The following is a 24,562-nucleotide window of genomic DNA, read 5'->3' on the forward strand; positions in this document are numbered from 1 at the left end:
ATGCGCCGCGCCCTGATCGCCGCCACGCTTCTGGCGTTCACCCTGCCGGTGCAAGCCCCCGCGCAGAGTGCCGAGACGCTGGCCGATATCCGGCAGGAATTGTCGGTGCTCTATGTCGAGTTGCAGCGGCTGGGGCGCGAGTTGAACACCACGGGCGGCGCGACGGGCAGCGGGGGCAGTGGCCCCGCTCTGGCGCGGATGGACGCGATCGAGGCCGAGCTTCGGCGCCTGACCTCGCTGACCGAAGAGTTGGAGCTGCGGATCAACCGCGTGGTGACGGATGGCACGAACCGCGTGGGCGACCTCGAGTTTCGTCTGTGCGAGCTTGAGCCCGATTGCGATATCGGTAGCCTTGGCGACACGCCCAACCTCGGCGGGGTCGAGGTGCCGACGACCGGTGGCACGCTGCCCGCGACGGGCGGCGGCGGCACAGGCGGCGGCGCGGGGCCGCAACTGGCCGTGGCCGAGCAGGACGATTTCGACCGCGCCCGCGCGGCCTTCGACGCCGGGAATTATGCCGAGGCCGCGCAGGCCTTCGAGGCGTTCACCCAGACCTATCCGGGTGGTCCCCTGTCGTCCGAGGCGCATTTCCTGCGCGGTGAGGCCGAGGCCGCGCAAGGCTCGTGGAACCGTGCGGCGCGTGCTTATCTCGACAGTTTCACCGCAGCGCCGGATGGGGAGCGTGCGCCCGCCGCGCTGACCAGTCTCGGGATCTCGCTGGGGCGTCTTGGGCAGGTCGAAGAGGCATGCGTGACACTGGGCGAGGTTGCCGTGCGCTATCCCGGCAGCCCCGCCGTATCCGAGGCGCAATCCGAGATGTCGCGCCTCGGCTGTTCGTGAGCGACCCTTCTCTACAGGATCGTTTCGCCGCCCGCATGGGCCAGTTGCTGGGGCCGGAGTTTCCGTCCGCGATCGGGTTGGCCGTGTCGGGCGGTGGCGATTCCATGGCCCTGCTGACGCTGGCGCATAACTGGACGCGGGATTGGGGCGTGCAGTTGCGCGTCGTCACGGTGGATCACGGGCTGCGCCCCGAGAGCGCGGATGAGGCCGCGATGGTCGCCTGCGAATGCGCGTCCCTTGGCTGGCCGCATGACACGTTGCGCTGGCAGGGCTGGGACGGGCAGGGGAATTTGCAGGACGCGGCCCGCCGCGCGCGGCTGAACCTGATCGACGGCTGGCGCGGGGGCATGCGCGACGTGCTGGTCGCCCATACGCTCGACGATCAGGCCGAAACGGTGCTGATGCGCCTCAAGCGCGGCTCGGGTGTCGACGGGCTGTCGGGCATGGCCGAGGCGCGGGTTCTGCCCTCGGGCATGCGTATCCTGCGGCCCTTGCTGGGCGAGCGTCGGGAGGCGTTGCGGCACTATCTGCGCACACTGAAAATGCCCTGGGTCGAGGACCCGTCGAACGAGGACCCGCGTTTCGACCGCGTTCAGGCGCGGCGCGCCTTGGCGGAATTGGCCCATTACGGGCTGAGCGCCGAGGCCTTGGCCCGGACTGCCGCGCGCATGGCGCGGGCGCGGGACGCGCTTTCCTTGCGGGCGGCGGAGGCCGCCAAGCGGATTGTCGCCGAGGGCGTGGGCTGCGGCCATGCGACCGGGGATCTGTGGATCGACCGTGACGGCTTCGCCGCGTTGGATCGCGAAACACAGTTGCGCCTGCTGGCGGCGGGGCTGCGCTGGATCGCGTCCGCCGCCTATCGCCCGCGCGCCTCGGCGCTTGAGGCGATGCTGGAGGCCGCGCTGTCGGGCGGGGGCAGCACGCTTGCCGGCTGCGCAGTGCGCGTGACCACGACGCATCTGCATTTGTTCCGCGAATACAAGGCGGTCGAAGGGGTGTCCGTGCCGGCAGGGCCCGGCGCACGCTGGGACACACGCTGGCGCATCTGCGCCCAAGGTGACGGTCTGACGATCCGTGCGCTTGGCCCGGATGGCTGGGCGCAGGTCGCGGAGAAACCCGGCGATGCGCCCCCCTTCGCCTCGGCGCGCAGCCTGCCGGCGCTGTTCAGGGGCGAAATGCTTGTCGCATGCCCTGCGATCGGGCATGGTGATCCAAAGGTTTTCGAGTTCGATCCGTCCGGCGGCCCTTTTGCCGCAGGTCTGAATCCGCATTGAAGTCAGCGCCCCCGTGTCTATCTTAGGCTGAAGGCGGGCGCGGAACTCCCCCGCCACGGAATTTTGAGGAGATTTCCCTTGGGCAACGCGCGAAATATCGCATTCTGGGTCATCCTGTTCTTGCTGATCCTCGCTCTCTTCAACCTGTTTTCGGGCGGCCAGTCGCAGATGAATGCGCGCGGCGTTGCCTATTCGGATTTCATCCAGCAGGTCGAAAACGGCACGGTCATGTCGGCAACACTGGATGGCGAAAACATCCAGTTCACCACCGCGGACGGCACCTTTGGCACCGTCGCGCCGGGTGACGCACAGACCACCGAGATGCTGCTGAACAACGACGTGCGCATCGAGGCGCAGCCGCAGGAGCAGTCGGGCTTCCTGAGCGTCCTGTCGCTCTGGCTGCCGGTGCTGGTTCTGATCGGGATCTGGATCTTCTTCATGAACCGGATGCAGGGCGGCGGTCGTGGCGGCGCCATGGGCTTTGGCAAGTCCAAGGCAAAGCTGCTGACCGAGAAGCATGGCCGCGTGACGTTCGACGACGTGGCGGGCATCGACGAGGCCAAGGAAGAGCTGGAAGAGATCGTCGAATTCCTGCGCAACCCGCAGAAATTCTCGCGCCTTGGCGGCAAGATCCCGAAAGGCGCGCTGCTGGTCGGCCCTCCGGGCACCGGTAAGACGCTTCTGGCACGCGCCATCGCGGGCGAGGCGGGCGTGCCCTTCTTCACCATCTCGGGGTCGGATTTCGTGGAAATGTTCGTCGGTGTCGGCGCCAGCCGTGTGCGCGACATGTTCGAGCAGGCCAAGAAGAACGCGCCTTGTATCGTGTTCATCGACGAGATCGACGCCGTGGGCCGGTCGCGTGGCGTGGGCTATGGCGGCGGCAATGACGAGCGCGAGCAGACGCTGAACCAGCTTCTGGTCGAGATGGACGGGTTCGAGGCCAACGAGGGCATCATCATCGTCGCGGCCACCAACCGCCCCGACGTTCTGGACCCCGCGCTGCTGCGCCCCGGTCGTTTCGACCGCCAGGTGCAGGTGCCCAACCCCGACATTCGCGGTCGCGAGCGCATCCTTGGCGTGCATGCCCGCAAGGTGCCGCTTGGCCCCGACGTGGACCTGCGCATCATCGCGCGCGGCACGCCGGGCTTCTCGGGCGCCGATCTGGCGAACCTGGTGAACGAGGCGGCCCTGATGGCCGCGCGTATCAACCGCCGCTTCGTCACGATGGAGGATTTCGAGAACGCCAAGGACAAGGTCATGATGGGGTCCGAGCGCCGCAGCATGGTCATGACCGAGGACGAGAAGAAGCTGACCGCCTATCACGAGGCCGGTCACGCCATCGTCGGCCTCAACGTCCCGCAGCATGACCCGATCCACAAGGCGACGATCATCCCGCGGGGTCGGGCGCTTGGCCTCGTGCTGTCGCTGCCGGAACGGGACCAGTTGTCGGTCAGCTACACCAAGTACACATCCAAGATCGCCATGGCGATGGGCGGACGCGTCGCCGAGGAACTGGTGTTCGGCCCTGAGAACGTGACGTCGGGCGCAGCCTCGGACATTCAGCAAGTGTCCAAGATCGCCCGGGCCATGGTCACGCAGTTCGGCTATGCCGAAGAGCTTGGCTTCGTCGATTACGCCAACGAACAGCAATCCTACCTGGGAAGCTATGGCGGTGGCACCAATCACTCGGCCGCGACGCAGAAGATCATCGACGACAAGGTCAAGGAACTGGTGGACGAAGGCTATGAAACCGCCAAGCGCATCCTGACCGAAAAGCGCGACGATCTGGAGCGTCTGGCGCAGGGCCTGTTGGAATACGAGACCCTGACCGGCAACGAGATCCAGAAGGTCATCAACGGCGAGCCGCTGAACCGCGGCGACGACAGCGACGACGCCTCGACCGGCGGCACCCCGTCGATCACGGCCGTGCCGAAGACGAAAAAGCCGAAATCCGATCCGGACACGGGCGGGTTCGAGCCGGAACCGTCGGCCTGATCGCCGCGATCATCCGATAAAGAAAACGCCCCGGCCGGTTTGGCCGGGGCGTTTTCGTTTCATCGGTCGCAGAGGTTAGTCTTCGGTGTATTTCTTGCGGGCCTCGGTCATGCCCTTTTCCATGGCTTTCCAGGCGTCCTGAAAGCTCGACTGCATTTCCTTCCACGCATCCACGTTCGCCTTGTGGATCTTGTCGAGATGGTCCTGCGCGACCTTGCGCTGCTCTTCCATCTGTTCGAGTTGCGCCTTGAAATGCTCCTGCCCCTTGGCCTGCATCTCGCCGGCCTGGGCCTGCATCTTTTTCAGCTCGGCATTCCACGCATCGAGCTGTTCCTTGGCCTTTTCGACGAATTCATCCTGTTTCATCGGGTGGTATCCTCCAATTCCAGATGAGACGAGGCTAACACGCTTCTGCGAAAAACAGGCGACGCTTTCGCCGGTTTTCGGGTTGCGGTGATCCGAAGCCGGCGATCAAGTGGACGCGTTTCTTGGAAAGGATGCCGACATGCCCGCGCTGAAACCGACCGAGTTCATGGGCCGTGTGGTCTGGCTGGGCGTCAACCAAGACCGCGCCGCGGCGCTCGAGTCGACCTCGCGGGACGTGCTGTCGCTGCCGTTCGGTGGGCCGCCGGAGGAAAGCCATTCCGGCGTCACGCGCCGGTCATGCAGTCGCGTCTCCAGACAATATCCAAAGGGCACGGAAATCGCGAATACGCGGCAGGTCTCGATCGTGTCGGAGGAGGATCTGGCGTTGATCGCGCAGGACATGGGCCTTGCGCGGATCGAGCCGGAATGGTTGGGCGTCAGCATGGTCGTGGCTGGCATCCCCGATTTCTCGCTCATCCCACCGTCGTCGCGGCTACAGGATGACGCCTCGGGGACAACGCTGGTGGTGGATATGGAAAACCGTCCCTGTCACCTGGTCTCGGCGGTGATCGAACGGGGGTATCCCGGCATCGGGAAACGCTTCAAGCCAGCGGCGCGGAACCGGCGGGGCGTGACGGCCTGGGTCGAACGGCCCGGCGAGATCGCGCTTGGGGCCACGTTGCGATTGCACATCCCGGATCAACCGGTCTGGCCGCATCTCGCCACGGCGCGGAACGGCTGAGCGATCAGGCCAGAACGGCAAGCGCGAGGCTGGGAACCATGCCGATCAGGGCACCGGTGAAAATCAGGATCGCAGGCATCGAGGGGCGCATGGGGTCGCTCCGTTTGCTTGTGGCAGTTGCCGTAACAACGTGACGTCAGTGCAAAAAGTTCCGGGCAACTCGCGGGGAAAGCCGTGCAGTGACGGGCAAACGGGCCATAATGTCGGAATTGTCCGCTTGGCCAGGCGTGCCAGCCGATATAGCCGAGAGCGGGAGAAGTGCAGCGGAAGGGAGCCGCCCGACATGGGGTTCAAGACCGATATCGAGATCGCCCGAGAGGCGAAGAAACAGCCCATTCAGCAGATCGGCGCCAAGCTGGACATTCCGTCCGAGGCGCTGCTGCCTTACGGCCATGACAAGGCCAAGGTCGGGCAGGAGTTCATCAATTCCCTGGATGACCGCCCGAATGGCAAGCTGATCCTCGTGACCGCGATCAACCCCACGCCGGCCGGTGAGGGCAAGACCACGACAACCGTGGGCTTGGGCGATGGCCTGAACCGCATCGGCAAGCGCGCCGCGATCTGCATCCGCGAAGCCTCGCTCGGGCCGAATTTCGGGATGAAGGGCGGGGCCGCTGGCGGGGGGCATGCGCAGGTCGTGCCGATGGAGGACATGAACCTGCATTTCACCGGCGATTTCCACGCGATCACGGCGGCGCATAACCTGCTGTCGGCGATGATCGACAACCACATCTACTGGGGCAACGAGCTTGGCATCGACGAGCGCCGGGTGACCTGGCGCCGGGTGATCGACATGAACGACCGCGCGCTGCGCGATGTGGTGACCGCGTTGGGGGGCGTGGCTAACGGCTTCCCGCGGCAGACCGGCTTCGACATCACCGTGGCCTCCGAGGTCATGGCGATCCTCTGCCTAGCCGCCGACCTGGACGATCTGCAAAGCCGCCTGGGCGACATGATCGTGGCCTACACGCGGGACCGCGCGCCGATCTATTGCCGCGATATCAAGGCCGATGGCGCGATGACCGTGCTGCTGAAGGACGCGATGCAGCCCAACCTCGTGCAGACGCTGGAAAACAACCCCGCCTTCGTCCATGGCGGTCCCTTCGCCAATATCGCCCATGGCTGCAACTCGGTCATCGCGACGAAGACGGCGCTGAAACTGGCCGATTACGTCGTGACCGAAGCCGGGTTCGGCGCGGATCTCGGGGCCGAGAAGTTCATGAACATCAAGTGCCGCAAGGCGGGGCTCGCGCCCGACGCGGTGGTGATCGTGGCGACCGTGCGTGCGATGAAGATGAACGGGGGCGTGGCCAAGGCCGATCTGGGGGCCGAGAACGTGGCGGCTGTCGAGGCCGGGTGCGCGAACCTCGGGCGCCACATCAAGAATGTCAAAGGCTTCGGCGTGCCGGTCGTGGTGGGCATCAACCATTTCGCGGGCGATACCGAGGCCGAGATCGCCGCGGTGAAGGCCTACGTGGCCGAGCAGGGCGCCGAGGCGATCTTGTGCAAGCATTGGGCCGACGGTGGTGCGGGGGCCGAGGAGCTGGCCCGCAAGGTGGTGGAGCTGGCCGATAGCGGTGTGGCGGAGTTCACGACGCTCTATCCCGACGAGATGCCGCTGTTCGAGAAGATCGAGGCCGTGGCCAAGGGCATCTACCATGCCGGCGAGGTGACGGCGGACAAGAAGGTCCGCGACCAGTTGACGGCCTGGGAAGAGGCCGGGTACGGCCATCTGCCGGTCTGCATGGCCAAGACGCAGTATTCCTTCTCGACCGACCCGAACGAGCGCGGCGCGCCGGAGGGGCATACCATCCCGGTGCGCGAGGTGCGGTTGTCGGCGGGGGCCGGGTTCGTCGTGGCGATCTGCGGGGAGATCATGACCATGCCGGGCCTGCCGCGCGTGCCGGCCTCGGAGAATATCCGCCTGAACGAGGACAGCCTGATCGAAGGCCTGTTCTGAGCCGGGCGCGCGGCGCGGGGGCCTTGACCCCCCGCGCCACGCCGGGGGCGCTGCCCCCATGCCGCCCGGGCGGGCGGCATTCCCCCGGAGTTTTTGGCCAAGATGAAGAGGCTTTGGCCGGGTCCGTTTCGCTGACTGGTCGTTGGGACCTGTGGTCCCGTTTGCAAGGTCTTGGGGGGCGATGGACAGGGCTGTCGATCGCCTTGGCATTGGTGCTGAAGGGTCAGGACGGGATCATCGTGCCTTGCAGGATGGCAACGTCGCGCAGGCTGCCATCTTCGGCTTCTGCCCGTACGGTCGCGCGTGCGATTATCAGGCGTCGGCCCGGTTTGACGACTTCGCCTTCCGCGATCAGTCGGCGGCCGGTGGCGGGCGCCAGCAGGTTGATCTTCATCTCGACGGTCAGCACCTCGGAGCCCTCGGGCATGAGGCTGAGCGCGGAGTAGCCCGCCGCGCTGTCGCCGAGTGCGAAGGTGGCGCCGGCATGCACGAACCCGTGTTGCTGGCCGATCCGTGGCGACACGTCGAGGGACAGCACCACCCGGCCGATTGCGATCTCGTCTATCCGTGCGCCGATTGTCGCCATCATCTCTTGCCGCGCAAAGCTGTCGCGGATCGCTTGTACGCGCTCGGGCGCGATCAAGGTCGTTCTGTCGGGGTGCTCCATGAAACAAAAAGCCTTTTGAGTGCGGTTTTCTGGCCCTTTTCCGGGACGGAAGATGGGGCCGGGGTGGGGCGATCGAACCCTCGGAAGGTTCGCGCAAGCTTGCATGTTTTTGTGCGACGACACGACTGTTTTTGACGTTTTGCCGTGAAGCTGAGCCAACGCGTCGGCAGACGGAGATCACCTGCATGTGCGGCAGGATGGCGGTCGGTATGTCGTCGTGTGGAGTGGCGGGCAGGGTGTGCAGTCAGCGCTGCGCCGGTGTTCCGGCCGAGCGAACCCTAGCCGGCGTCGCGACGGGCGCGCGGCATGGGCAGAGCAACGGGCGGGTCGCCGAGCAGGATGGCGCGCGCACCGGGGGCCATGAGCCCCGACAGTTCGGGCCGGTCGCAGGAGAGGCCGCCGGTATAGGTGCCATAGGCGGGCAGGACCAGGCGGCGGTCATCGACGAGAAAGCAGCGGCGCGACAGGCTGCGGCCACGCAGGGCGACGCGGGCCTTGGGGTGGTAGTGGCCTGAGATTTCCCTGGTTTTCTCAGGATCCGCGATATGGCGGAAAGTGATACCCGCCAGCGTGACCGTTGCAAGGTGCGTCCCGCCCACCGACACGGGGCCCGGATCGTGATTGCCCTCGATCCAGATCCAGCGGCGGCCTGCCATGAGGGGGCCGAGCGCCTCGCTCGTCTCCTCGTCCAGCGCCTCGGCGGCTGCGCTGTCGTCGAAACTGTCGCCGAGGCAGATCACGGTTTTCGGGTCTGTCGCGGCGATGTCCTCTGCGAGTTTTGCAAGGGTCTCCATCCCTTCATAGGGCGGCAGCATCGGTCCACCGCGCCGGGCCATGCGCTCGGATTTCCCAAGGTGCAGGTCGGAGACGCAGAGCAGACCCTGCGCAGGCCAGGAGAGCGCGCCGGAGGGCCGCGCGTGGAAGGTTTCGCCGGCGAAGGTGAAGGGCAGGGTGTTCATGCTTCGTTCGGTGTGCCATGGGGAATTTCATGGCGCAAGGGGGTGGCTTGAGGCCTGAGGGGGCGGCGGGTCAGGTCCCGGTGGTCTCCAGCCCCGCGGTCTGCATCAGACGGGTGGCTTCCTCTTCCAGAAGGCGCTGGTTGGCCAGCCCCTCGACCGGGACGCGCCCGGGTTCGAGGAAAAGCGGCGCGGCCAGCGGGGTGACGCGGGTCAGGCGCTGGTGGTCGATCCGGTCGCCGATGCGGGCCAGCATCTCCTCGATCCGGCCGAAATCGACGAGGCCACGCATCGCCTCGTCCCGGGTGATCCGCAGCATCAGGTGGTCGGGGTCGTATTTGCGCAGCGTGTCGTAAAGGATGTCGGTCGAAAACGTCGCCTGCCGTCCCGATTTGCGCTTGCCGCCCGGCATGTTGCGATCGATCAGGCCTGTGATGATGGCCGAGCCCTTGAAGGTCCGTTTCATCACCGCGTTGTCGGCAAGCCAGGTTTCCATCGTCTCGACGAGGTTGTCGCGGGAAAACAGCGGCGCGGCCTCGGTCACGGCATCCAGCCCCCAGATCAGCGTTGCGTAATCGGTGGCGACGAAGCCCATGGGGTTCAGGCCCTGCGCCTCCATCCTTTGGGTCAGCAAAAGGCCGAGGGTCTGCTGCGCGTTGCGGCCTGCGAACCCGTAGGCCACGAGGTGTTCGCGCCCGTCATGGGGGAAGCTTTCGACCAGCAGCCGGTCGCGTTCGGGCAGGCGCGAAACCTGCCGTTGCAGGTGCAGCCAGTCGCGGGTGTGGGGGGGCAGGTCGGGCCAATCCTCCTGCCGGAACATGGTCAGGATGCGGTCGGACAGCTGCGTGGAGGTGGCGAATTTCGTGCCCATGAAGGTGGCGATCTTGGGTTTCTGCGTGGGGGTGCGTGTCACCTCGACCACCATCTCGCGCATGCCCTCGTAGCGCACGATCTCTCCCCCGATCAGGAAGGTGTCGCCCTTGCGCAGGAGCGAGGCGAAGTATTCCTCGACCTCGCCCAGGGGTTTGCCGCCACGGGTCTTGTGCAATCGGACCTGCATCTTGTCGGCATCCACGATGGTGCCGATGTTCATGCGGATTCGCTGTGTCGCGCGGGGGTCGCGCAGTTGCCATTGCCCGTCGGGGCGTTGCATCAGGCGCTGCCATTGGTCATAGGCGCGAAGGGCATAGCCGCCCGTGGCCACGAAATCGAGGCAGCGGTCGAACAGGTCGCGGGACAGGTCGGCATAGGCGCCCGTGGTGATGACCTCGGCATAGAGGTCGTCGGCGTGGAAGGGGCCGGCCGCGGCGCGGATCAGGATATGCTGACACAGCACGTCGAGCGGGCCGGGGCCGCGCGCCTCGCCGTCGAGGTCATGGTCGCGCACGGCGTCGAGGGCAGCGACGCATTCGATCACCTCGAACCGGTTTGCGGGCACGATCAGCGCCTTGGAGGGCGCGTTGTAGCGGTGGTTGGCGCGCCCGATCCGCTGCACCAGCCGCTTGACGTTCTTCGGTGCGCCGACTTGGATCACGAGGTCCACATCGCCCCAGTCGATGCCCAGATCCAGCGTGCCGGTGCAGACGATGGCCTTGAGTTGCCCGTCGGTCATGGCCTGTTCTACGCGCTCGCGCTGTTCGCGGGCCAGTGCGCCGTGGTGGATGCCGATGGGCAGTTGCTCTTCGTTGGCGAGCCACAGGTGGTGAAAGAAGATCTCGGCCTGCGCACGAGTGTTGTGAAAGATCAGCGTGGTGCGGTGTTTCCTGACCTCCTCCAACACGGCGGGGATGGCATAGCGCCCGCCGCCGCCGGACCAGGGCGGCGGCTCGGTGGTTTGCAGCATCGAGATGTCGGGGTCCGGGCCGGGGTCGGCCATAAGGATCTCGCACGGGTCGGGGTGGCGGGCGAGCAGGCGCGCGATGGCCTTCGGGTCTTCGACCGTGGCCGACAGGCCGATGCGGCGCAGGCCGGGCGCGAGGGTGGAGAGGCGCGACAGGGCCAGCATCAACTGGTCCCCCCGCTTGCTTTCCGCCAGGGCATGGATCTCGTCGACGATGACGCGCTTGAGCCCCGCGAAAGTTCGGTGGGCATCCTCGTAAGACGTCATGAGGGCGAGGCTCTCCGGCGTCGTCAACAGGATATGCGGCGGGTCGGCGCGCTGGCGTTTCTTGCGGCTGGAGGGCGTATCGCCGGTGCGGTCCTCGACCCGGATGGGCAGGCCCATTTCGGTGATCGGGCCGGTCAGGTTCCGGCGGATATCGGCAGCCAGCGCCTTGAGCGGCGAGATATAGAGCGTGTGAAGGCCGTGATGGTCCCCGTCCGCCAATTCGGCCAAGGTTGGCAGGAACCCCGCCATGGTCTTGCCGCCGCCCGTGGGCGCGATCAGAAGCGTGCAGGGCTGATCGGCGGCCGCAAGCATCGCCTGCTGGTGCGGGTGGATGGACCATCCGCGGGCGTCGAACCAGCCGGTGATTGCGGGGGGCAGGGCGGTCATGGCCCCCTAGATAGGCCGGGTCGGCGCGCGCGGCGAGGGGGCAAATCCTTCACGAAGGATTTGCGGGGCCGAAAGCCCTTCGAGAAGGGTTTTCAGGTTTCGCCCAGCTTGGGCAGGGTCGTGCGCAGGGTCTCGATCCGGTCGCGCAGGTGCTGCGGGAACCGGTCGCTTTGCTCGGACCACGTTGTGAACCGGTCGAGCAGCGGCAGGAAGGTGGCCACCTCCTCCTCCGTCCAGCCGGACAGGAAATCGCCAAGCGCCGCGAATTTGTAGAGCCGGACGGCGCGGACGACCTCGTGGCCCAGGTCGGTCGGCTCCAGGATCGTGCGCCGCCCGTCCACCTGGCTGACGGCGCGGCGGATCAGGCCAAGACGGATCAGGTCCGCCGTCAGGCGCGAGGCGCGGGACGGGTCGATGCCCAGCCGGTCGGCGACCGTTGCGACCATGGTTTCCCCGTCGGGTGAGTCGTCAAACTCATTGACCGGTGCCCAAACGGCCATGAGCGCGTCGAGCTGCGCCAGGTCCAGGTCAAGGCCAAGCTCGTTCAGCGCGCGGGTGCCAAGCTCGCGCTTGACGACGCGCCGACGCCATTTCTGAAGGATGGCGTCGACGGCGAAGGCGGCGTCGAGCGTCGGCTCGGCGATGCCGGCCTCGGTCAGTTCGTCACGGATGGTCTCTTCTCGCTTGGGCATTTTTCCCCGGCTCTGCCTTGACGCAAATGCATGTGGAATGCATATAAATGTTAAGTGCACATAAGTGTACCAAACACATATTTACACCCTTTTTCCGTCCCTGTGCCAGCATATGCAGGGGCCTTGTGGAGTTTTGTCGCGATGACGTCGGTTCCCGATCTCGCCCCCGATGACAGCGCCGAGGACGTCACCGTCCGGTTGATCCTGATAGCGGTGGCGGTGACGCTGCTTTTTGCCTCGCTCGGGCAGACCATCGTGTCGCCTGCCTTGCCGATCATCACGGCGGATCTTGGAGGGTTGGAGCACCTCTCCTGGGCGATCACGGTCTACCTGCTGGCCTCGACGGTCGGGGCGCCGATCTCGGGCAAGCTGGGCGACCTTTACGGGCGGCGCATCGTGATGCAGGGCGCCATCGCCGTTTTCGTGGTCGGCGCCGTGATCTGCGGCGTGGCCTGGAATTTCGGGGTGCTGATCGCGGGCCGGGCCATTCAGGGCCTCGGCGGCGGCAGCCTGATCGTTCTGTCCATGGCGGTCGTGGCCGACGTGCTCCCGGCACGAGAACGCGGCAAGGCGCAAGGCGTGCTCGGCGCGGCCTTCGGCGTTTCGGCGGCGATCGGGCCCCTCTTGGGCGGTGCCCTGGTCGAGACGCTGAGCTGGCACTGGATCTTCTTCGTCAACCTCCCGGTGGGGCTGGCGGCCTTGCTGGTGCTGTCCCGCGCATTGCCCGGACCGGCCGATAGCGGCAAGCGCCACGTGGATTATGCCGGTGGTGTGCTGCTGGCGGTGCTTCTGTCCTCGGCGGTGATGCTGTCGAACCTGGGCGGTGTCCTGGGGTGGCGCGATCCAGCCACGCTGGCGTTACTGGTGCTTGCCATAGGGGGGCTGGCCGGGTTCATCTTGGTCGAACAACGCGCGGCGGAGCCGATCCTTCCGCTGCAACTCTTCCGAAACAACACGTTCCTGGTGGTCAACGGCGTGGGGTTCATGGTGGGCACGGCGATGTTCGGGACGATCACCTTCCTGCCGCTCTTCCTGCAGGTGGCCAAGGGCGTCAGCCCGACGGTATCGGGTCTGTTCATCCTGCCGATGATGCTGGGCCTGATCCTCGCCTCGAACGCCGCGGGCGTCGTGATGTCCCGCACCGGGCGTTACAAGCTGATGCCGACGCTCTCCACCGCGCTTCTTGCACTGGCGATGGTCTATCTCGCCACCGTGACGGGGCAGAGCCCGCTTTGGGCCATTGCAACGGCGCTTCTGTTCGTGGGGCTTGGCCTTGGTCCGGTCTTTTCGGTCGGGGTGGCGGCGATCCAGAACGCGGTGCCTGTCAAGATGCTGGGCGTGGGCACGGCCAGCGCCAACATGTTCCGACTGATTGGCGGCTCCATCGGGACGGCGCTCTTCGGGGCCTTGTTCGCGGCGGGTCTGGCGCGCAACCTGTCCGGCGTGCTGCCCGAGGGGGCCGGGGCGGGCCTCAGTTCCATGTCGCCTGCATGGGTCGCTTCGTTGCCCGAAGCCACTCGGGCAACGGTGATCGCAGGCGTCAGCCAGGCCTTGCACCCGGTGTTCATCATCGCGGCCGTCATGGCGGCCGTGGCCTGCCTTCTGTCCACGCGGCTGGAGGAATTGCCCCTGTCGGGCAAGGCGGCGGGTCGCTGAGGCTCACCGAGTTGTAAAACGGCTGAAAGGCAAATCCTTCACGAAGGATTTGCCTGGCCGAAAACCCTTCGTGGAAGGGTTTTCCAACCGCCTGGCCGTTAGTGGACGATGTCTTCCTCGTCGACATAGAGGTTCTGCCACGCCCGATCGATCAGGTCGGGACGCATCTGGTAGGGGATGCCCTCGAACTCGCAGATCGCGATGATCTGATCGAGCAGGAAATTCGCGTGGTAGTTGGCGAAGACGTTCTGGATCGTCGGGTATTTGACCTTGAGCAGGTGCAGAAGCGATTTCTCGTCCAGCGGCACCTTCTTCTTCTTCGCGACCATGGCGAGGATCTTCAGGAACTGGTCCTGTGTCGGGCCGTCGATCTTCACCTTGAAGAAGATCCGGCGCAGCGCGGCCTGGTCGAAGATCTTGTTCGGGTGGAAGTTGGTCGAGAACACGACAAGCGTGTCGAAGGGCACCTCGAACTTCTCGCCCGATTGCAGGGCGAGGATGTCGTAGCCCATCTCCATCGGGACGATCCAGCGGTTGATAAGGGCCTGCGGCGGCTCTTCCTGTCGGCCAAGGTCGTCGACGATGAAGACGCCGCCGGTCGACTTGAGCTGCAGCGAGGCCTGGTAGGTCCGGCTGACCGCGTTGTAGTTGAGGTCGAGCATCGACAGGTTCAACTCGCCCCCCGTCATCACGGTCGGACGCGTGCACAGCAGGTAGCGCGTATCGTAGCGGGCCGAGGCCTTGCGCAGCGGACTGCCGGCGGTGTCGTGCTTTTCCTCGACCAGCGTGTGCACGATCGGGTCATAGAGCGTGATGACTTGCCCGGCATAGGTCACGGCCTGCGGGATGTAGATATTGTCGCCCATCGCGGCGCGGATGCCTTCGGCGATGGAGGATTTCCCGTTGCCCGGCGGGCCGTACATCAGGACCGAGCGGCCCGAGCCGACGGCGGGGCCAAGCTGGTCGATCAGCCCGTCGGGCAGGATCAGGTGGCCCATGGAGCCGAGCAGCCGCTCGCGCGTCAGTTGCACGTTCTTGACCGACTGGCGCTTGGTCTGCGTCTTGTAATCCTCAAGCGGGACGGGCATCGCGCCGTAATATTCCGACTGCGACAGCGCATCGAGCGCGCGCGCCTTGCCCGTATCGGTCAGCTGAAAGCCCATCTCGTTCGACGAGGTGGCGTGCAGCGTGCCGGTGGCCTGCATCAGCCCCATTTCGCGGGCCATGTCGATCAGTTGCTGGGTCAGCGGAAGCGGCAGGCAGATGGCCTGCCCGATCTCGGTCGCCGTTTCGACATTCTTGCGGAACACCGTCTTGAGCAGGATGTCCCGCATCATCACGACGGTCAGGCGGGTGTCTTTCAGGCTGCGCAGGGGCGGCGGTGCGAACCCTTCAACGGCCCCGGTCTGCATGTTCATGTGGACGGCTCCCACCTTGGTCCAGGTCTTGCTTGGATCAGGGTGCCGTCCGAATTGGGCGAGAGAATGGCGGCCTTGTGATCAGAGACCGGCACGCAGCCCGAGCGCGAGGTAGATCACCAGCGCCCCGGCCAGCGCGACGCCCATCGGGAACAGCTTGCCCCGGTCCCACGAGGCCCAGTCGGACGTGGCGCGGCGCACGGCAGGCACCCGGCCCGCGCCCCGGTGCGTGGCCCAGGACCCGATGAGCACGAGGCTGAAGAGCATCAGGAAAAACAGGTAGTCCCCCGGCGCGACGAAGGGGGCCATGGCGGCGGCGAACTTGCTGTCGCCCGCCCCGGCAAGACCGAGCGACGTGATGACAAAGCCTGCCAGCAGAACGATGCCAAGTTGCGCAAGGCGCATCAGGTAGGCGTCCATCGGCAGAACGACCAGCCCGGCGACGAGGAACACGCTGGTCAGCGCCAGAACGGCGACGTTCGGAATGCGCATCTCGCGCAGGTCCGAGATGGCGACCCAGATGCAGATCGGCAGGGCAAGCGGCAGGAACCAAAGGGCCTGCTCGAAGGTCAGGGCGAGTCCGGTCATGGGTCAGATGGCCTCCGCGTCGAGGGCGCGCAGGGCGCGCACGGCTGCATCGAAATGCTGGGGATGGGTGTCGATCGCCTCGGCCAGAAGGGCGCGGCCGGTTTCGGTCTGACCCTGGCGGATGGCGGCCAGGGCAGCGGTGTGCAGCAGTTGCGCGCGCTCGATCTGGGTCATGCGCACCAGCGGCAGGTTGTAGTTGCCTTGCGCCGCCCGCGCCATGACGAGGTTGTTCTTGGCGGTGAAGAGGTCGGGATCGTAAGAGATCGCCTCCATGAACAGTTCCTCGGCGCCGGCGAAATCGCCGCGCGTCATCATCGAGTAGCCCCAGTTGTTCAACACGCTTGCCGGGCGCGTCGTCAGGCCGGCGGCGGTTTCATAGAAAGAGTCCGCGCGCTCCCATTCCTGGTTGCTGTCGGCCACCATCGCCTCGAGTCGGTAGCGCTCGTAGGTTTCCATGGTGGGCGGGATGAGGTCGAGTTGCTCTTCGGCTTCGTCCCAGTCGCCATTGCGGATCAGTGCATCGGCATAGTCGATGCGATCCTGGTCAAGTGCGGCATCGTCTTCGAGCACGGCGCGCCAATGCACCAGCGACTCCGCCGCGCGGTTCGCGCGGACGAGGCTGGAGGCCAGCCCCCGGCGAAAGTCGATGCGGTCGGGGGCGTTTTCCAGCGCGCCGCGGAAATAGGTCACGGCCTCTTCCGGGGCGGCGGCGGTCAGCATGATGTCGGACAGGTTCGTATCGTCGATGACGTTCATCGGATCGAGCGCACGGTCGACATCGGCGTTGGTGGTGCTGTCACAGGCCGCGAGGCCGAGAACGGCGCAAAGGACCGGAATGAACCGGAGATCGGGAACCATGGTCTGCCTCATACTGCTCGTCCGCATCGTTCCTGTCGCCTTGTTTTCCGGGTCTCAGGGGGTTTCGAGAAGTTCGTAAACCCCGGGCCCGCGACGGATCAGGTCGAAACGGTATTCTTCGTTTTCCACACCATATACCGAATTTTCCATTCGCGCGAGGGCAAGTCTCAAGTTGTCTCTGATCGCGTCCGAACGGCCACTATCCAGCGCGTAGGCTTGCTGGAAAATCCGGCTGGCCTCGCCGTATTCGCCCTGTTCCATCAGCACGACGCCAAGATTGTTGAGCGCAGGGACGAATTCGGGATCTTCTTCGATGGCCTGGCGCAGAAGGTCCTCGGCCTGCCCGATGCGGCCGAGCCGGAGATTGGCCGACCCCACCGCCGAAAGCACGTCCACGTTCAGTCCAAGCTCGCCCGCGGCGCGGTAATACGCGCGCAGGGCCAGGTCGTATTCGCCTGATGCCATCAGCCGGTGTCCCACGATCAACCCATCGACCGACTCTTCGGTGGCATCTATGCCCGGCGCTTCGGGGTCTGCCCCGGCCAGCGGTCCCGATGGCGTGCAGGCGGCGGCAAGCGACAGCGCGACGACAGGCGCGATGAGACGATATAAGGGCGGCATCGGGTGACTCTCCCGGTACGGACTGCTCTGGCGGGGCCGGTTGGTCCGGCCCTCGCGCGCGGGGTATTCGCGAGCAGTCTAGCGCGAGACGGCCAAGCTGTCTGCCCTCAGTTGCCCAGCATTTGCGCGATGCCATAAACCGACGGGCCGATCAGGATGATCAGAAGCGGCGGCACGCAGAACATCATCGTCGCCAGCGTCAGCTTTGTGGGCAGCTTGTTGGCCTTTTCCTCGGCGCGCATGACGCGTTTGTCGCGCATTTCGCTGGCATAGACGCGCAGGGCCTCGGCGACCGACGTCCCGAAGGTGGCCGACTGGATCAGCGTGGTCACGAAGCTGTTGATATCCTGGATGTCGACACGTTCCGACATGTCGCGCAGCACGCGCGTCTTGTCCTTGCCGGCCTTCATCTCGTAGGCGACCATCAGGAATTCCTCGGCCAGCGCGGGGTAGGAGCTTTCGATTTCCTTGGCCACGCGGTTGATCGCTTGGTCGAGCGATTGACCGGCCTCGACGCAGACAAGCATGAGGTCGAGCGCGTCCGGGAAACCGGAAACGATCTGGTCCTGCCGTGTCTGAAGACGGCGCTGGACCCAGTATTTCGGAGCGTAGTAGCCGATACAGCCGGGCAGCAGCACGGTCAGGATCGAGCTTTGGGCAGAGCCGCCGCCGCCGCCGATCAGCAGGTAGAGCGACCCCAGGATCAGACCCCCGATGCCCCCGATCAACTGAGCCAGGTGGAACATCTGCACCGCGCTCTTCGAGCGGTAGCCCGCGCGGATCATGGTGAGTTGCGAATTCGAAAGCTCTTCCTGGTCCTGCGGTTGCAGGAATTGCGAGAAGCGTTCGAGGCGCTCATCCTTGCCCCCGCCCGCGCGCAGACGCGCCGCCGGTGCATCGCCGCCGGCATCATTGCCGGCGTCGTTCAGGCGCGCAAACGGGTCCTTGCCCTTTTTCAGAACCGCCGGCAGCACGAGAAGGATCAACGCCACGCCAAGCAAGCCGGCCGCGAAAAGGGGGCCAAGCTCACCGAACTGACCCACGAGCCAGTCGTTCACGTCGTCGAAAAGTTTCTGGATCTGGTTCATTCTTGTTTTGTCCTGCTCGCGTTCCGGTTGGGCGCGTCCCGCGCGCCCGGGATCAGACCTTGATGTTCACCATCATCTTCATGAAGATCATGTTTACCGCCAGCATGACCGCGACGACGGCGCAGGCGGGAATGAAGGCGGGGGTGTCGATCACGTCGGCGTAATAGTCGGGCTTCATCACGTTGATGCCGATCAGCGCGAGGATCGGGAAGAACGACAGGAAGGTGCCCGAGAATTTCGCCTCGGAGGTGATCGCCTTGACCTTGCGGAACAGCTTGAAGCGCGCGCGCATCACGTCGGCGAGGCCCTGAAGGATCTCGGCGAGGTTGCCTCCCGATTTCTGCTGGATGCCCACGGCCACGGCAAGGAAGCGGAGGTCCTGTATGTCGAGACGCTCGGCCATGGCGCGGATCGATTCCGAGATGTCGCGGCCATAGGCGGCTTCGTCCGCGATGACGCCCAGTTCCGAGGCCAGCGGGTCCGACATCTCGCGCGACACGGTGGCGACGGCCGACACGAAGGGGTGGCCCACGCGCAGCGAGCGCACCATCAGTTCAACTGCGTCGGGCAGTTGCTCTTCCAGCGCGGCGATGCGTTTCTTGGCCTTGGAATTGACCCAGTAATAGACGGCGCCGACCCCCATGATGACCGACACGAGGATGCGGATCGAAAAGCCCGCGGTGGTCAGGATGGTCAAGCCCAGAAAGGCGGCGACGGTGATCCCGGCCATGACCATCATCAGCTGTTCGGGCGAGAAGGCGATCGAGGCCTTGTTCGCCTTGTCCGCGATCAGCGAATAGAAGGGGATGCGCACCTTGCCCTTGTGCTGGTTCATCTCCTTGCGAAGCTGTGCCAACACGTCCTCGCGCGAAGAGCCCTGTTCCAGCAGGGACAGGCGGCGATTGACGCGGGCGTTCAGGCTGATCGTCTTGCCGAAAACGGCGAGATAGACACCTTCGACCAGCAGGATGACCGCGACGAAGATGCCGATATAGATAAGCGGTTCGATGGAAAGCTGCATGTCAGATCACTCCGCCGCGACGGGTTCGTAAATGGATGTCGGCAGGTCGTACCCCCACTGGCGGAAGCGGTCGGCATAGTGCGAGCGCACACCGCAGGCGGTGAAATGACCGATGATGGTGCCGTCGGGTTTCAGGCCGGTGCGCTGGTAGCGGAACACCTCCTGCATGGAGATGACCTCGCCCTCCATGCCGGTGACCTCGGTGATCGAAACCATCCGGCGCGAGCCGTCCTGCAGGCGGCTGGCCTGCACGATCAGGTTCACGGCCGAAGAGATCTGGGCGCGCACCGCCTTGATCGGCATCTCGATGCCCGACATGGCGACCATGTTTTCAAGGCGCGAACATGCGTCGCGGGCGCTGTTGGCGTGGATCGTGGTCATCGAGCCGTCATGGCCCGTGTTCATGGCCTGCAACATGTCGATCACTTCCTCGCCGCGGGTCTCGCCGACGATGATGCGGTCGGGGCGCATCCGCAGGGCGTTGCGCAGACAGTCACGCTGGGTGACGGCGCCCTTGCCCTCGACGTTGGGCGGGCGGCTTTCCATCCGGCCGACATGGACCTGCTGAAGCTGAAGCTCCGCCGTGTCCTCGATCGTCAGGATGCGTTCCTTGTTGTCGATGAAGGATGACAGCGCGTTGAGCGTGGTCGTCTTACCCGAACCCGTCCCGCCCGAGACGATGACGTTGAGGCGCGTGGCGACCGCAGCCTGGAGATAGGCGGCCATCTCTTCCGAGAAGGCGCCGAACTTCACCAGGTCGTCGATGCCCAGCTTTTCCTTCTTGAATTTCCGGATCGAGACGAGGCTGCCATCCACGGCAACCGGCGGCACCATCGCGTTGAAACGCGAGCCGTCCTTGAGGCGGGCGTCGACATAGGGGTTCGACTCGTCGACGCGGCGGCCCACGGCCGACACGATCTTGTCGATGATGCGCAACAGGTGGCGTTCGTCCTTGAAGCGCACATCGGAGAGTTGCAGCTTGCCCGCGCGTTCCACGAACACCCGGTTCGGGCCGTTCACCAGGATATCGTTGACCGTGTCGTCCTTCAGCAGCGGCTCCAGCGGGCCGAGGCCGGTGACCTCGTCGAACAGTTCGACATTGAGGGTCTGGCGATCCTCGCGGTTCAGCACAACACCCATCTCGGCCAGCTGTTCGCTGGTGATGGCGGTGATCTCGGCGCGCAGCTCGCTTTCCTTGGCGGTTTCCAGCGCCGACAGGTTCAGGTTGTCGAGCAGGCGGTGATGCATCTCGGTCTTGATTTCATCGAGACGCTGGCGGCGCTTGGCATCCTTTTCGTTGCTGGTCGGTGACGCGGCGACGGGGATCTCCGAAACCGGCACCTGTTTGCGCGCGACCTTGGGCTTGTCCGTGGCGTCGGCGGAGGTTGCGGCCTCGGGCCGGGACGCGGATGCGGCGGGCACCTCTGAAAGCTTGGGCGTTCCTGGCTTGCGGTATTTCGAGAACATCGCGGAGCTTACCTTTTCTTGGTGACGGCGGTGTCGCCAACCATCGCCGTGAACAAGCCCTGGGCGAGCTTGGCGATTTCCTTGCGCAGCGGGTTCTTCTTGGCAATTTCGGCAAGCGGCTGGCCATTGTCGCCTGCGGCCATGACCTGTTTGCCGCCCTCGGGCAGGAAGGTGCTGATCTCGACGCCGAGGCTTTCGGCCATCTTCTTGGCGCGGGTCTTGCCCGACAGGTCGGTCAAGCCGGGCGCGCGGTTCAGGACATATTGCACCTTTTCAAGCGGCAGATCCTCGGAGCGCAGCGCCTTGATGAAACGCATCGCGTCCTGGGCCGAGCGCAGGTCAAGCTCCAGGGTGGCGAAGAAGATATCGGCGCGGTTCAGGATCGTTTCGGTCCAGACCACGAGGCTGCGCGGCATATCCACGATGACGATGTCGAAACACTCCTGCGCATAGTTCAGCAGGGCGTCCAGGTCTTCCGGCCCGACGATATCCAGCGGCAGGATTTCTGGCGGGGCGGTGAAGACCGAAATCTTGTCGCCATAGCCGACCAGTGCCTGCCGGAACGCATCGACATCCATGCTTTGCGCGTCTTGCAGCATCTCCACCACCACGTCGCGGCGGGGCAGATCGAGGTAGGTCGCGATCGATCCGAATTGCAGATCGAAATCCATCAGGCAGACGGAGGGCGATGTTTTCTTGTCGGCATGGGCCAGTTCCCACGCAAGGTTGGTCGCCAGCGTGCTTGCGCCTGTGCCACCTGCCAGGTTCTGCACGGCGAACAAGGCGCCGCGCCCGCCCAGTTGCGGCTTTGCATTCTCGGGCGGCGCCACGTCTTTTGCAGGCTGTGCCGGGATCGGTGCGGCTGACACTGCGGGTGGGTCGGCAGGTTCCTTCAGGCGCTCGATCGCGTCATGCAGGGCACCTTCGGCCAAAGGGTAAGGCAGGAAATCGGCCGCACCCAGCTTGAGCAGTTGGTGCAGGGCCGCCGGCGAGACGCCATTTGCCACGAGGATCACACGGACATCGGCCTGGATTGCCGTTTTGATGATTTCGCCGAGGCTGCCGATATCCGCCTCGTCTTCGGCGTCGATGGCAAGCGCGATGAACCGCAGGTCTTCCGCTTCGGGTTGCGTGAGAAAAGCGCGCGCCTCGTCGAAGCCGAGATCGCCCCAGCCTTCGCCGAGTTCCGTCTCCATGTCTTCAATCAGCAGGTCGAAACTCTGCACATTGCGTGACACGGTACAGGCCACGATGGGCGCCGGTTCGGATCGTAGTGCCAGTCCGCTACTCATTCCTCAATTCCCAGTCTGGTCCGGGTTTCCGGATCGTCGTTATGCCCTGGCACGTGTCTGCTCGGTCGCGCTCAGGGGAAGGGGCGCGTCCCCGGGATGCCGGACGGACTCGGACCTCTTCACGGGCAAAGCTGCCCGGCAAAAGGGGCGACAATGGGACGGAATTTGGGGATTCTGTTTGCGATCCGGGAAAAGCCGGTCTTCTCAACCGCCTGGCCGGCGGGACGCGGGGGGCCGCCGGAACCGGCCCCGCGCGAGATGCGATCAGTCGCTGCTGACGCCCTGATAGGCGCGGTAGATGATGCGCGCGTATTCTCCATCCAGAACCAACGGATGCGATTGCACGAAGCCCGTGACCTCGGTGACGGTGCGCCGGTTGCGACGCTCTCGTTCTTCGGTGGCGACGATGGGAGAGGTCTCGCCAAGCGAGACCAGCGCTTCGAGGCGCGAGCGTTCAACGCCTTGGCTGACCAGGAAATCCACCGCCGCGCGGGCGCGGCGCAAGCCGAGCCGTTGGTTGTAGGCGCGGCTGCCCACCAGGTCGGTATGGCCGTAGACCGAGAAGCGCACCTCGGGGAAATGGCGGATGAAGCGGGCCTGCTGGCGCAACACGGCGCGGGCCTCTTCGTCCAGCGTGGCGGAGTTGAAGGCGAAGTTGATCGTCGTCGGCACCTCGGCGGCGAAACGCTCGGCAAGGATCTCACCGTATTGCAGTTCGCCGGTGTGGAAGCCGATATTGTTGCGCGTCGCCTCGCCGAAGTGGCCGTCTTCGTCCAACTGCCACCCAAGTTCGCGACCGCCATCGAGGATGGGTGCATCGCAAGCCGTAAGGGCCATGACAAGGCTGGCCGCTGCGGCGCCCGACATCAGGCGGGCCACGGTGGTTTTGCGGGCGGGGCGGTGTGTTGCGCTGATCATGGTTTCGCTCAATCCATCACGTAGCCGTAGGAACCGGTGAAATCCTGTGCCGCAACATCGCCAGCGGCGGTGCCGCGCCCCTCCACACGTCCCTGGAAGAACAGCTCGTTCTCGGTCGGGATCTGCACGAGGTCGGTGGGCAGGGTCAGCGCCTCGCCACGCACGGGTGTCACGAGGTGGGCGCTGATAATGATGACCAGTTCGGACTGGGCCCGCTGGTAGCTGGAGGACCGGAACAAGGTGCCGAGCACCGGCAGGTCGCTGAGCCAAGGCACTTCGCCCAATGAGCTGCGGAAGTCATCCTGCAATAGACCGGCGATCGCGAAGCTTTCGCCATCGCGCATCTCGACCGTCGTCGCAGCGCGGCGGGTGTTGAGCGACGGGATGTCCGTTCCCTCGATGATTTCGCCGATCGAGGAAATCTCGGCAATCAATTCGAGGTTAATGATGTCGCCATCCACTACAGTGGGAATGAAGGACAGATTGATGCCGAAGGGCTTGAACTCGACAGTCGTGCCCCCGCTTTCGGACTCCGTGGGGATCGCGTATTCGCCGCCGGCAAGGAAGGTTGCCGTGCTGCCGGACAGAGCGGACAGGTTGGGTTCGGCCAGAGTCCGCACGAGACCGTTCGATTCGAGTGCTTCCAGCAGGACGGACAACTGTAGGGAACCGGCCCCAAAGCTGACACCGAGGCCGCCGGCGCGCTCGCCGGCGTCACCGACGAGGAGGTTGCTTCCGCCGAAAGTCGAAGGTCCGGTCCCCGTTGTGCCGGTGCCGATTGTTACCCCGAAATTCCCTTCGCCGCCGCTGATCCCGAGCGAGGTCGACAGTTCCTGTCGGACACTGCGCTGCATTTCAGCGAAACGGACCTGCAGCATGACCTGCTGGGTGCCGCCGACGAGCATCAGGTTCGACACGCTGCCCGGCGCATAGCGCTCGGCCAGCTGCATGGCGCGCTCGACAGCCTGGGCCGAGCCAACGGTGCCCGACAGCACGATGCCGTCATTTGCGGTGCGCACCTCGATCGGTTCGCCGGGCAGGATCTCGCGCAGGCGTTCGCGCAGCTCGGCCACGTCTGGCACGACCTGGATCTCGACATTGGCGATCAGGCTTCCCTCCGCCGAGAGCAGTGTCATAGTCGTGCGACCGGGCGAGCGGCCCAGAACGTAGATGGAGCGTTCGGACAAGGTCGCGATATCGGCGATGGCGGGGTTGGCGACTGACAGTTCGGCAAAAAGCGTTTCGCTTTCCACCACGACAGCCCTGTTCAGCGGCACGCGCAGGGTGGCCGAGGTGGCGCCTTCCAGCACGCGCAGCCCTTGGGCGTCGGCAGTGCCGGGATGCGAAAATGCCGTGAATAGGCCCAGGAGGGCCGCGCTCAGAATGGTCGTCACACGCATGGTGAACCTGCCTTTATGCCTCTGTTGGGCGTTGTCCGATTGGCCGCCCATTTCGTTCACAGTGCATCAAATTCGCTTTTCGCGCAAGAATCACGATGTTGCGGGGCACTGTTTATGTGGTCGAAAGGGCACGTTGTGGATAAAAATCGACGGTGCCGATGCGAAAAAGCGCCCCGGCGTGTCGCTGTTCACGACAGTCGGGGCGCTGTGAGACGTCAGATGGTGCGCCGGGGGCGACGCGGAAGGGGC

The 24,562-nt window shown here is 65.1% G+C and carries 22 protein-coding genes; 7 read left to right on the forward strand and 15 right to left on the reverse strand.

What is annotated here, in order from left to right:
- The 3 genes from ybgF (at nucleotide 1) to ftsH (ending at nucleotide 4,109) form a co-directional block, all read left to right on the forward strand.
- Nucleotides 1-840: a tol-pal system protein YbgF gene (gene ybgF / locus ABD923_RS01150; RefSeq protein WP_259547144.1), complete on the forward strand. Its 840-nt coding sequence runs from the start codon at nucleotides 1-3 to the stop codon at nucleotides 838-840.
- Nucleotides 837-2,114, forward strand: coding sequence for a tRNA lysidine(34) synthetase TilS (gene tilS, locus ABD923_RS01155; RefSeq protein WP_259547143.1), 1,278 nt, complete (start codon nucleotides 837-839; stop codon nucleotides 2,112-2,114). The genes ybgF and tilS overlap by 4 nt, the downstream gene beginning before the upstream one ends.
- 78 nt (nucleotides 2,115-2,192) lie before the next feature.
- Entirely contained in the window at nucleotides 2,193-4,109 is a 1,917-nt protein-coding gene (gene ftsH / locus ABD923_RS01160) for an ATP-dependent zinc metalloprotease FtsH (RefSeq protein ID WP_259547142.1), read from the forward strand.
- A gap of 75 nt (nucleotides 4,110-4,184) precedes the next feature.
- Here the strand turns inward: ftsH and ABD923_RS01165 are convergent, their stop codons facing one another.
- Nucleotides 4,185-4,475, reverse strand: coding sequence for a sll1863 family stress response protein (locus tag ABD923_RS01165; protein WP_259547141.1), 291 nt, complete (start codon nucleotides 4,473-4,475; stop codon nucleotides 4,185-4,187).
- A 139-nt stretch (nucleotides 4,476-4,614) separates the two neighbouring features.
- Here ABD923_RS01165 and ABD923_RS01170 point away from each other — a divergent pair, with 139 nt between their 5' ends.
- Nucleotides 4,615-5,217, forward strand: a complete 603-nt coding sequence (locus ABD923_RS01170) for an MOSC domain-containing protein (RefSeq protein ID WP_259547140.1) — start codon at nucleotides 4,615-4,617, stop codon at nucleotides 5,215-5,217.
- Nucleotides 5,218-5,500: 283 nt separating this feature from the next.
- Entirely contained in the window at nucleotides 5,501-7,177 is a 1,677-nt protein-coding gene (locus ABD923_RS01175) for a formate--tetrahydrofolate ligase (protein ID WP_259547139.1), read from the forward strand.
- A 223-nt stretch (nucleotides 7,178-7,400) separates the two neighbouring features.
- Here ABD923_RS01175 and ABD923_RS01180 read toward each other — a convergent pair whose 3' ends face one another.
- From ABD923_RS01180 to ABD923_RS01195, 4 genes are all read right to left on the reverse strand, one after another.
- Nucleotides 7,401-7,844, reverse strand: a complete 444-nt coding sequence (locus tag ABD923_RS01180; RefSeq protein ID WP_259547137.1) for a PaaI family thioesterase — start codon at nucleotides 7,842-7,844, stop codon at nucleotides 7,401-7,403.
- Between the two features lie 278 nt (nucleotides 7,845-8,122).
- On the reverse strand, nucleotides 8,123-8,803 hold the full coding sequence (gene pdeM, locus ABD923_RS01185) for a ligase-associated DNA damage response endonuclease PdeM (RefSeq protein WP_259547136.1): 681 nt from the start codon (nucleotides 8,801-8,803) through the stop codon (nucleotides 8,123-8,125).
- A 70-nt stretch (nucleotides 8,804-8,873) separates the two neighbouring features.
- Nucleotides 8,874-11,294, reverse strand: a complete 2,421-nt coding sequence (locus tag ABD923_RS01190) for a ligase-associated DNA damage response DEXH box helicase (protein WP_259547135.1) — start codon at nucleotides 11,292-11,294, stop codon at nucleotides 8,874-8,876.
- A 92-nt stretch (nucleotides 11,295-11,386) separates the two neighbouring features.
- Nucleotides 11,387-11,986, reverse strand: coding sequence for a MarR family winged helix-turn-helix transcriptional regulator (locus ABD923_RS01195; RefSeq protein WP_222189146.1), 600 nt, complete (start codon nucleotides 11,984-11,986; stop codon nucleotides 11,387-11,389).
- Nucleotides 11,987-12,127: 141 nt separating this feature from the next.
- On the opposite strand from ABD923_RS01195, the gene ABD923_RS01200 reads away from it, so the two are divergent.
- A complete protein-coding gene (locus tag ABD923_RS01200) occupies nucleotides 12,128-13,642 on the forward strand; it encodes an MDR family MFS transporter (RefSeq protein WP_259547134.1) in 1,515 nt (504 codons plus the stop codon).
- Nucleotides 13,643-13,740: 98 nt separating this feature from the next.
- Here ABD923_RS01200 and ABD923_RS01205 read toward each other — a convergent pair whose 3' ends face one another.
- The 10 genes from ABD923_RS01205 to ABD923_RS01250 all read right to left on the reverse strand — a co-directional run bounded on the left by ABD923_RS01205 (nucleotide 13,741) and on the right by ABD923_RS01250 (nucleotide 24,313).
- A complete protein-coding gene (locus ABD923_RS01205; protein WP_259547133.1) occupies nucleotides 13,741-15,060 on the reverse strand; it encodes an ATPase in 1,320 nt (439 codons plus the stop codon).
- 81 nt (nucleotides 15,061-15,141) lie between these two features.
- A complete protein-coding gene (locus ABD923_RS01210) occupies nucleotides 15,142-15,648 on the reverse strand; it encodes a prepilin peptidase (RefSeq protein WP_259547132.1) in 507 nt (168 codons plus the stop codon).
- A gap of 3 nt (nucleotides 15,649-15,651) precedes the next feature.
- A complete protein-coding gene (locus ABD923_RS01215; protein ID WP_222189138.1) occupies nucleotides 15,652-16,506 on the reverse strand; it encodes a tetratricopeptide repeat protein in 855 nt (284 codons plus the stop codon).
- 54 nt (nucleotides 16,507-16,560) lie between these two features.
- Entirely contained in the window at nucleotides 16,561-17,127 is a 567-nt protein-coding gene (locus ABD923_RS01220; RefSeq protein ID WP_222189137.1) for a tetratricopeptide repeat protein, read from the reverse strand.
- 107 nt (nucleotides 17,128-17,234) lie between these two features.
- Complete coding sequence (locus ABD923_RS01225) at nucleotides 17,235-18,215, reverse strand: type II secretion system F family protein (RefSeq protein WP_259547131.1); 981 nt, start codon at nucleotides 18,213-18,215, stop codon at nucleotides 17,235-17,237.
- A gap of 52 nt (nucleotides 18,216-18,267) precedes the next feature.
- Entirely contained in the window at nucleotides 18,268-19,236 is a 969-nt protein-coding gene (locus tag ABD923_RS01230; RefSeq protein ID WP_259547129.1) for a type II secretion system F family protein, read from the reverse strand.
- Between the two features lie 6 nt (nucleotides 19,237-19,242).
- Nucleotides 19,243-20,703, reverse strand: coding sequence for a TadA family conjugal transfer-associated ATPase (locus tag ABD923_RS01235; RefSeq protein ID WP_259547127.1), 1,461 nt, complete (start codon nucleotides 20,701-20,703; stop codon nucleotides 19,243-19,245).
- Between the two features lie 8 nt (nucleotides 20,704-20,711).
- Nucleotides 20,712-21,995 (reverse strand): CpaE/TadZ family protein, encoded by a 1,284-nt coding sequence (locus ABD923_RS01240; protein WP_259547125.1) that lies wholly within the window; start codon nucleotides 21,993-21,995, stop codon nucleotides 20,712-20,714.
- A 264-nt stretch (nucleotides 21,996-22,259) separates the two neighbouring features.
- Nucleotides 22,260-22,913, reverse strand: coding sequence for an OmpA family protein (locus ABD923_RS01245; protein WP_405048277.1), 654 nt, complete (start codon nucleotides 22,911-22,913; stop codon nucleotides 22,260-22,262).
- A gap of 8 nt (nucleotides 22,914-22,921) precedes the next feature.
- Nucleotides 22,922-24,313 carry a type II and III secretion system protein family protein gene (locus ABD923_RS01250; RefSeq protein ID WP_259547123.1) on the reverse strand — a complete coding sequence of 464 codons (1,392 nt, stop codon included), beginning with the start codon at nucleotides 24,311-24,313 and terminating at the stop codon, nucleotides 22,922-22,924.
- Between ABD923_RS01250 and ABD923_RS01255 the strand changes: the two genes are divergently transcribed.
- Complete coding sequence (locus ABD923_RS01255; RefSeq protein ID WP_259547121.1) at nucleotides 24,297-24,524, forward strand: hypothetical protein; 228 nt, start codon at nucleotides 24,297-24,299, stop codon at nucleotides 24,522-24,524. The genes ABD923_RS01250 and ABD923_RS01255 overlap by 17 nt on opposite strands.
- Nucleotides 24,525-24,562 lie beyond the last annotated feature (38 nt).

This window comes from [Roseibacterium] beibuensis (assembly GCF_039542305.1).
In the GTDB taxonomy this organism is placed as follows: domain Bacteria; phylum Pseudomonadota; class Alphaproteobacteria; order Rhodobacterales; family Rhodobacteraceae; genus Roseibacterium; species Roseibacterium beibuensis.

Coding starts and splice junctions, on each gene's coding strand:
- ABD923_RS01175 (WP_259547139.1), top strand. CDS start 5,501: ATGGGGTTCAAGACCGATATCGAGATCGCCCGAGAGGCGAAGAAACAG.
- ABD923_RS01195 (WP_222189146.1), bottom strand. CDS start 11,986: ATGCCCAAGCGAGAAGAGACCATCCGTGACGAACTGACCGAGGCCGGC.
- pdeM (WP_259547136.1), bottom strand. CDS start 8,803: ATGAACACCCTGCCCTTCACCTTCGCCGGCGAAACCTTCCACGCGCGG.
- ABD923_RS01235 (WP_259547127.1), bottom strand. CDS start 20,703: ATGTTCTCGAAATACCGCAAGCCAGGAACGCCCAAGCTTTCAGAGGTG.
- ABD923_RS01205 (WP_259547133.1), bottom strand. CDS start 15,060: ATGAACATGCAGACCGGGGCCGTTGAAGGGTTCGCACCGCCGCCCCTG.
- ABD923_RS01215 (WP_222189138.1), bottom strand. CDS start 16,506: ATGGTTCCCGATCTCCGGTTCATTCCGGTCCTTTGCGCCGTTCTCGGC.
- ybgF (WP_259547144.1), top strand. CDS start 1: ATGCGCCGCGCCCTGATCGCCGCCACGCTTCTGGCGTTCACCCTGCCG.
- ABD923_RS01190 (WP_259547135.1), bottom strand. CDS start 11,294: ATGACCGCCCTGCCCCCCGCAATCACCGGCTGGTTCGACGCCCGCGGA.
- ABD923_RS01210 (WP_259547132.1), bottom strand. CDS start 15,648: ATGACCGGACTCGCCCTGACCTTCGAGCAGGCCCTTTGGTTCCTGCCG.
- ABD923_RS01200 (WP_259547134.1), top strand. CDS start 12,128: ATGACGTCGGTTCCCGATCTCGCCCCCGATGACAGCGCCGAGGACGTC.
- ABD923_RS01170 (WP_259547140.1), top strand. CDS start 4,615: ATGCCCGCGCTGAAACCGACCGAGTTCATGGGCCGTGTGGTCTGGCTG.
- ABD923_RS01240 (WP_259547125.1), bottom strand. CDS start 21,995: ATGAGTAGCGGACTGGCACTACGATCCGAACCGGCGCCCATCGTGGCC.
- ABD923_RS01255 (WP_259547121.1), top strand. CDS start 24,297: ATGGTCGTCACACGCATGGTGAACCTGCCTTTATGCCTCTGTTGGGCG.
- ABD923_RS01245 (WP_405048277.1), bottom strand. CDS start 22,913: ATGATCAGCGCAACACACCGCCCCGCCCGCAAAACCACCGTGGCCCGC.
- ABD923_RS01225 (WP_259547131.1), bottom strand. CDS start 18,215: ATGAACCAGATCCAGAAACTTTTCGACGACGTGAACGACTGGCTCGTG.
- ABD923_RS01250 (WP_259547123.1), bottom strand. CDS start 24,313: ATGCGTGTGACGACCATTCTGAGCGCGGCCCTCCTGGGCCTATTCACG.
- ABD923_RS01230 (WP_259547129.1), bottom strand. CDS start 19,236: ATGCAGCTTTCCATCGAACCGCTTATCTATATCGGCATCTTCGTCGCG.
- ABD923_RS01165 (WP_259547141.1), bottom strand. CDS start 4,475: ATGAAACAGGATGAATTCGTCGAAAAGGCCAAGGAACAGCTCGATGCG.
- ABD923_RS01220 (WP_222189137.1), bottom strand. CDS start 17,127: ATGCCGCCCTTATATCGTCTCATCGCGCCTGTCGTCGCGCTGTCGCTT.
- ABD923_RS01180 (WP_259547137.1), bottom strand. CDS start 7,844: ATGGAGCACCCCGACAGAACGACCTTGATCGCGCCCGAGCGCGTACAA.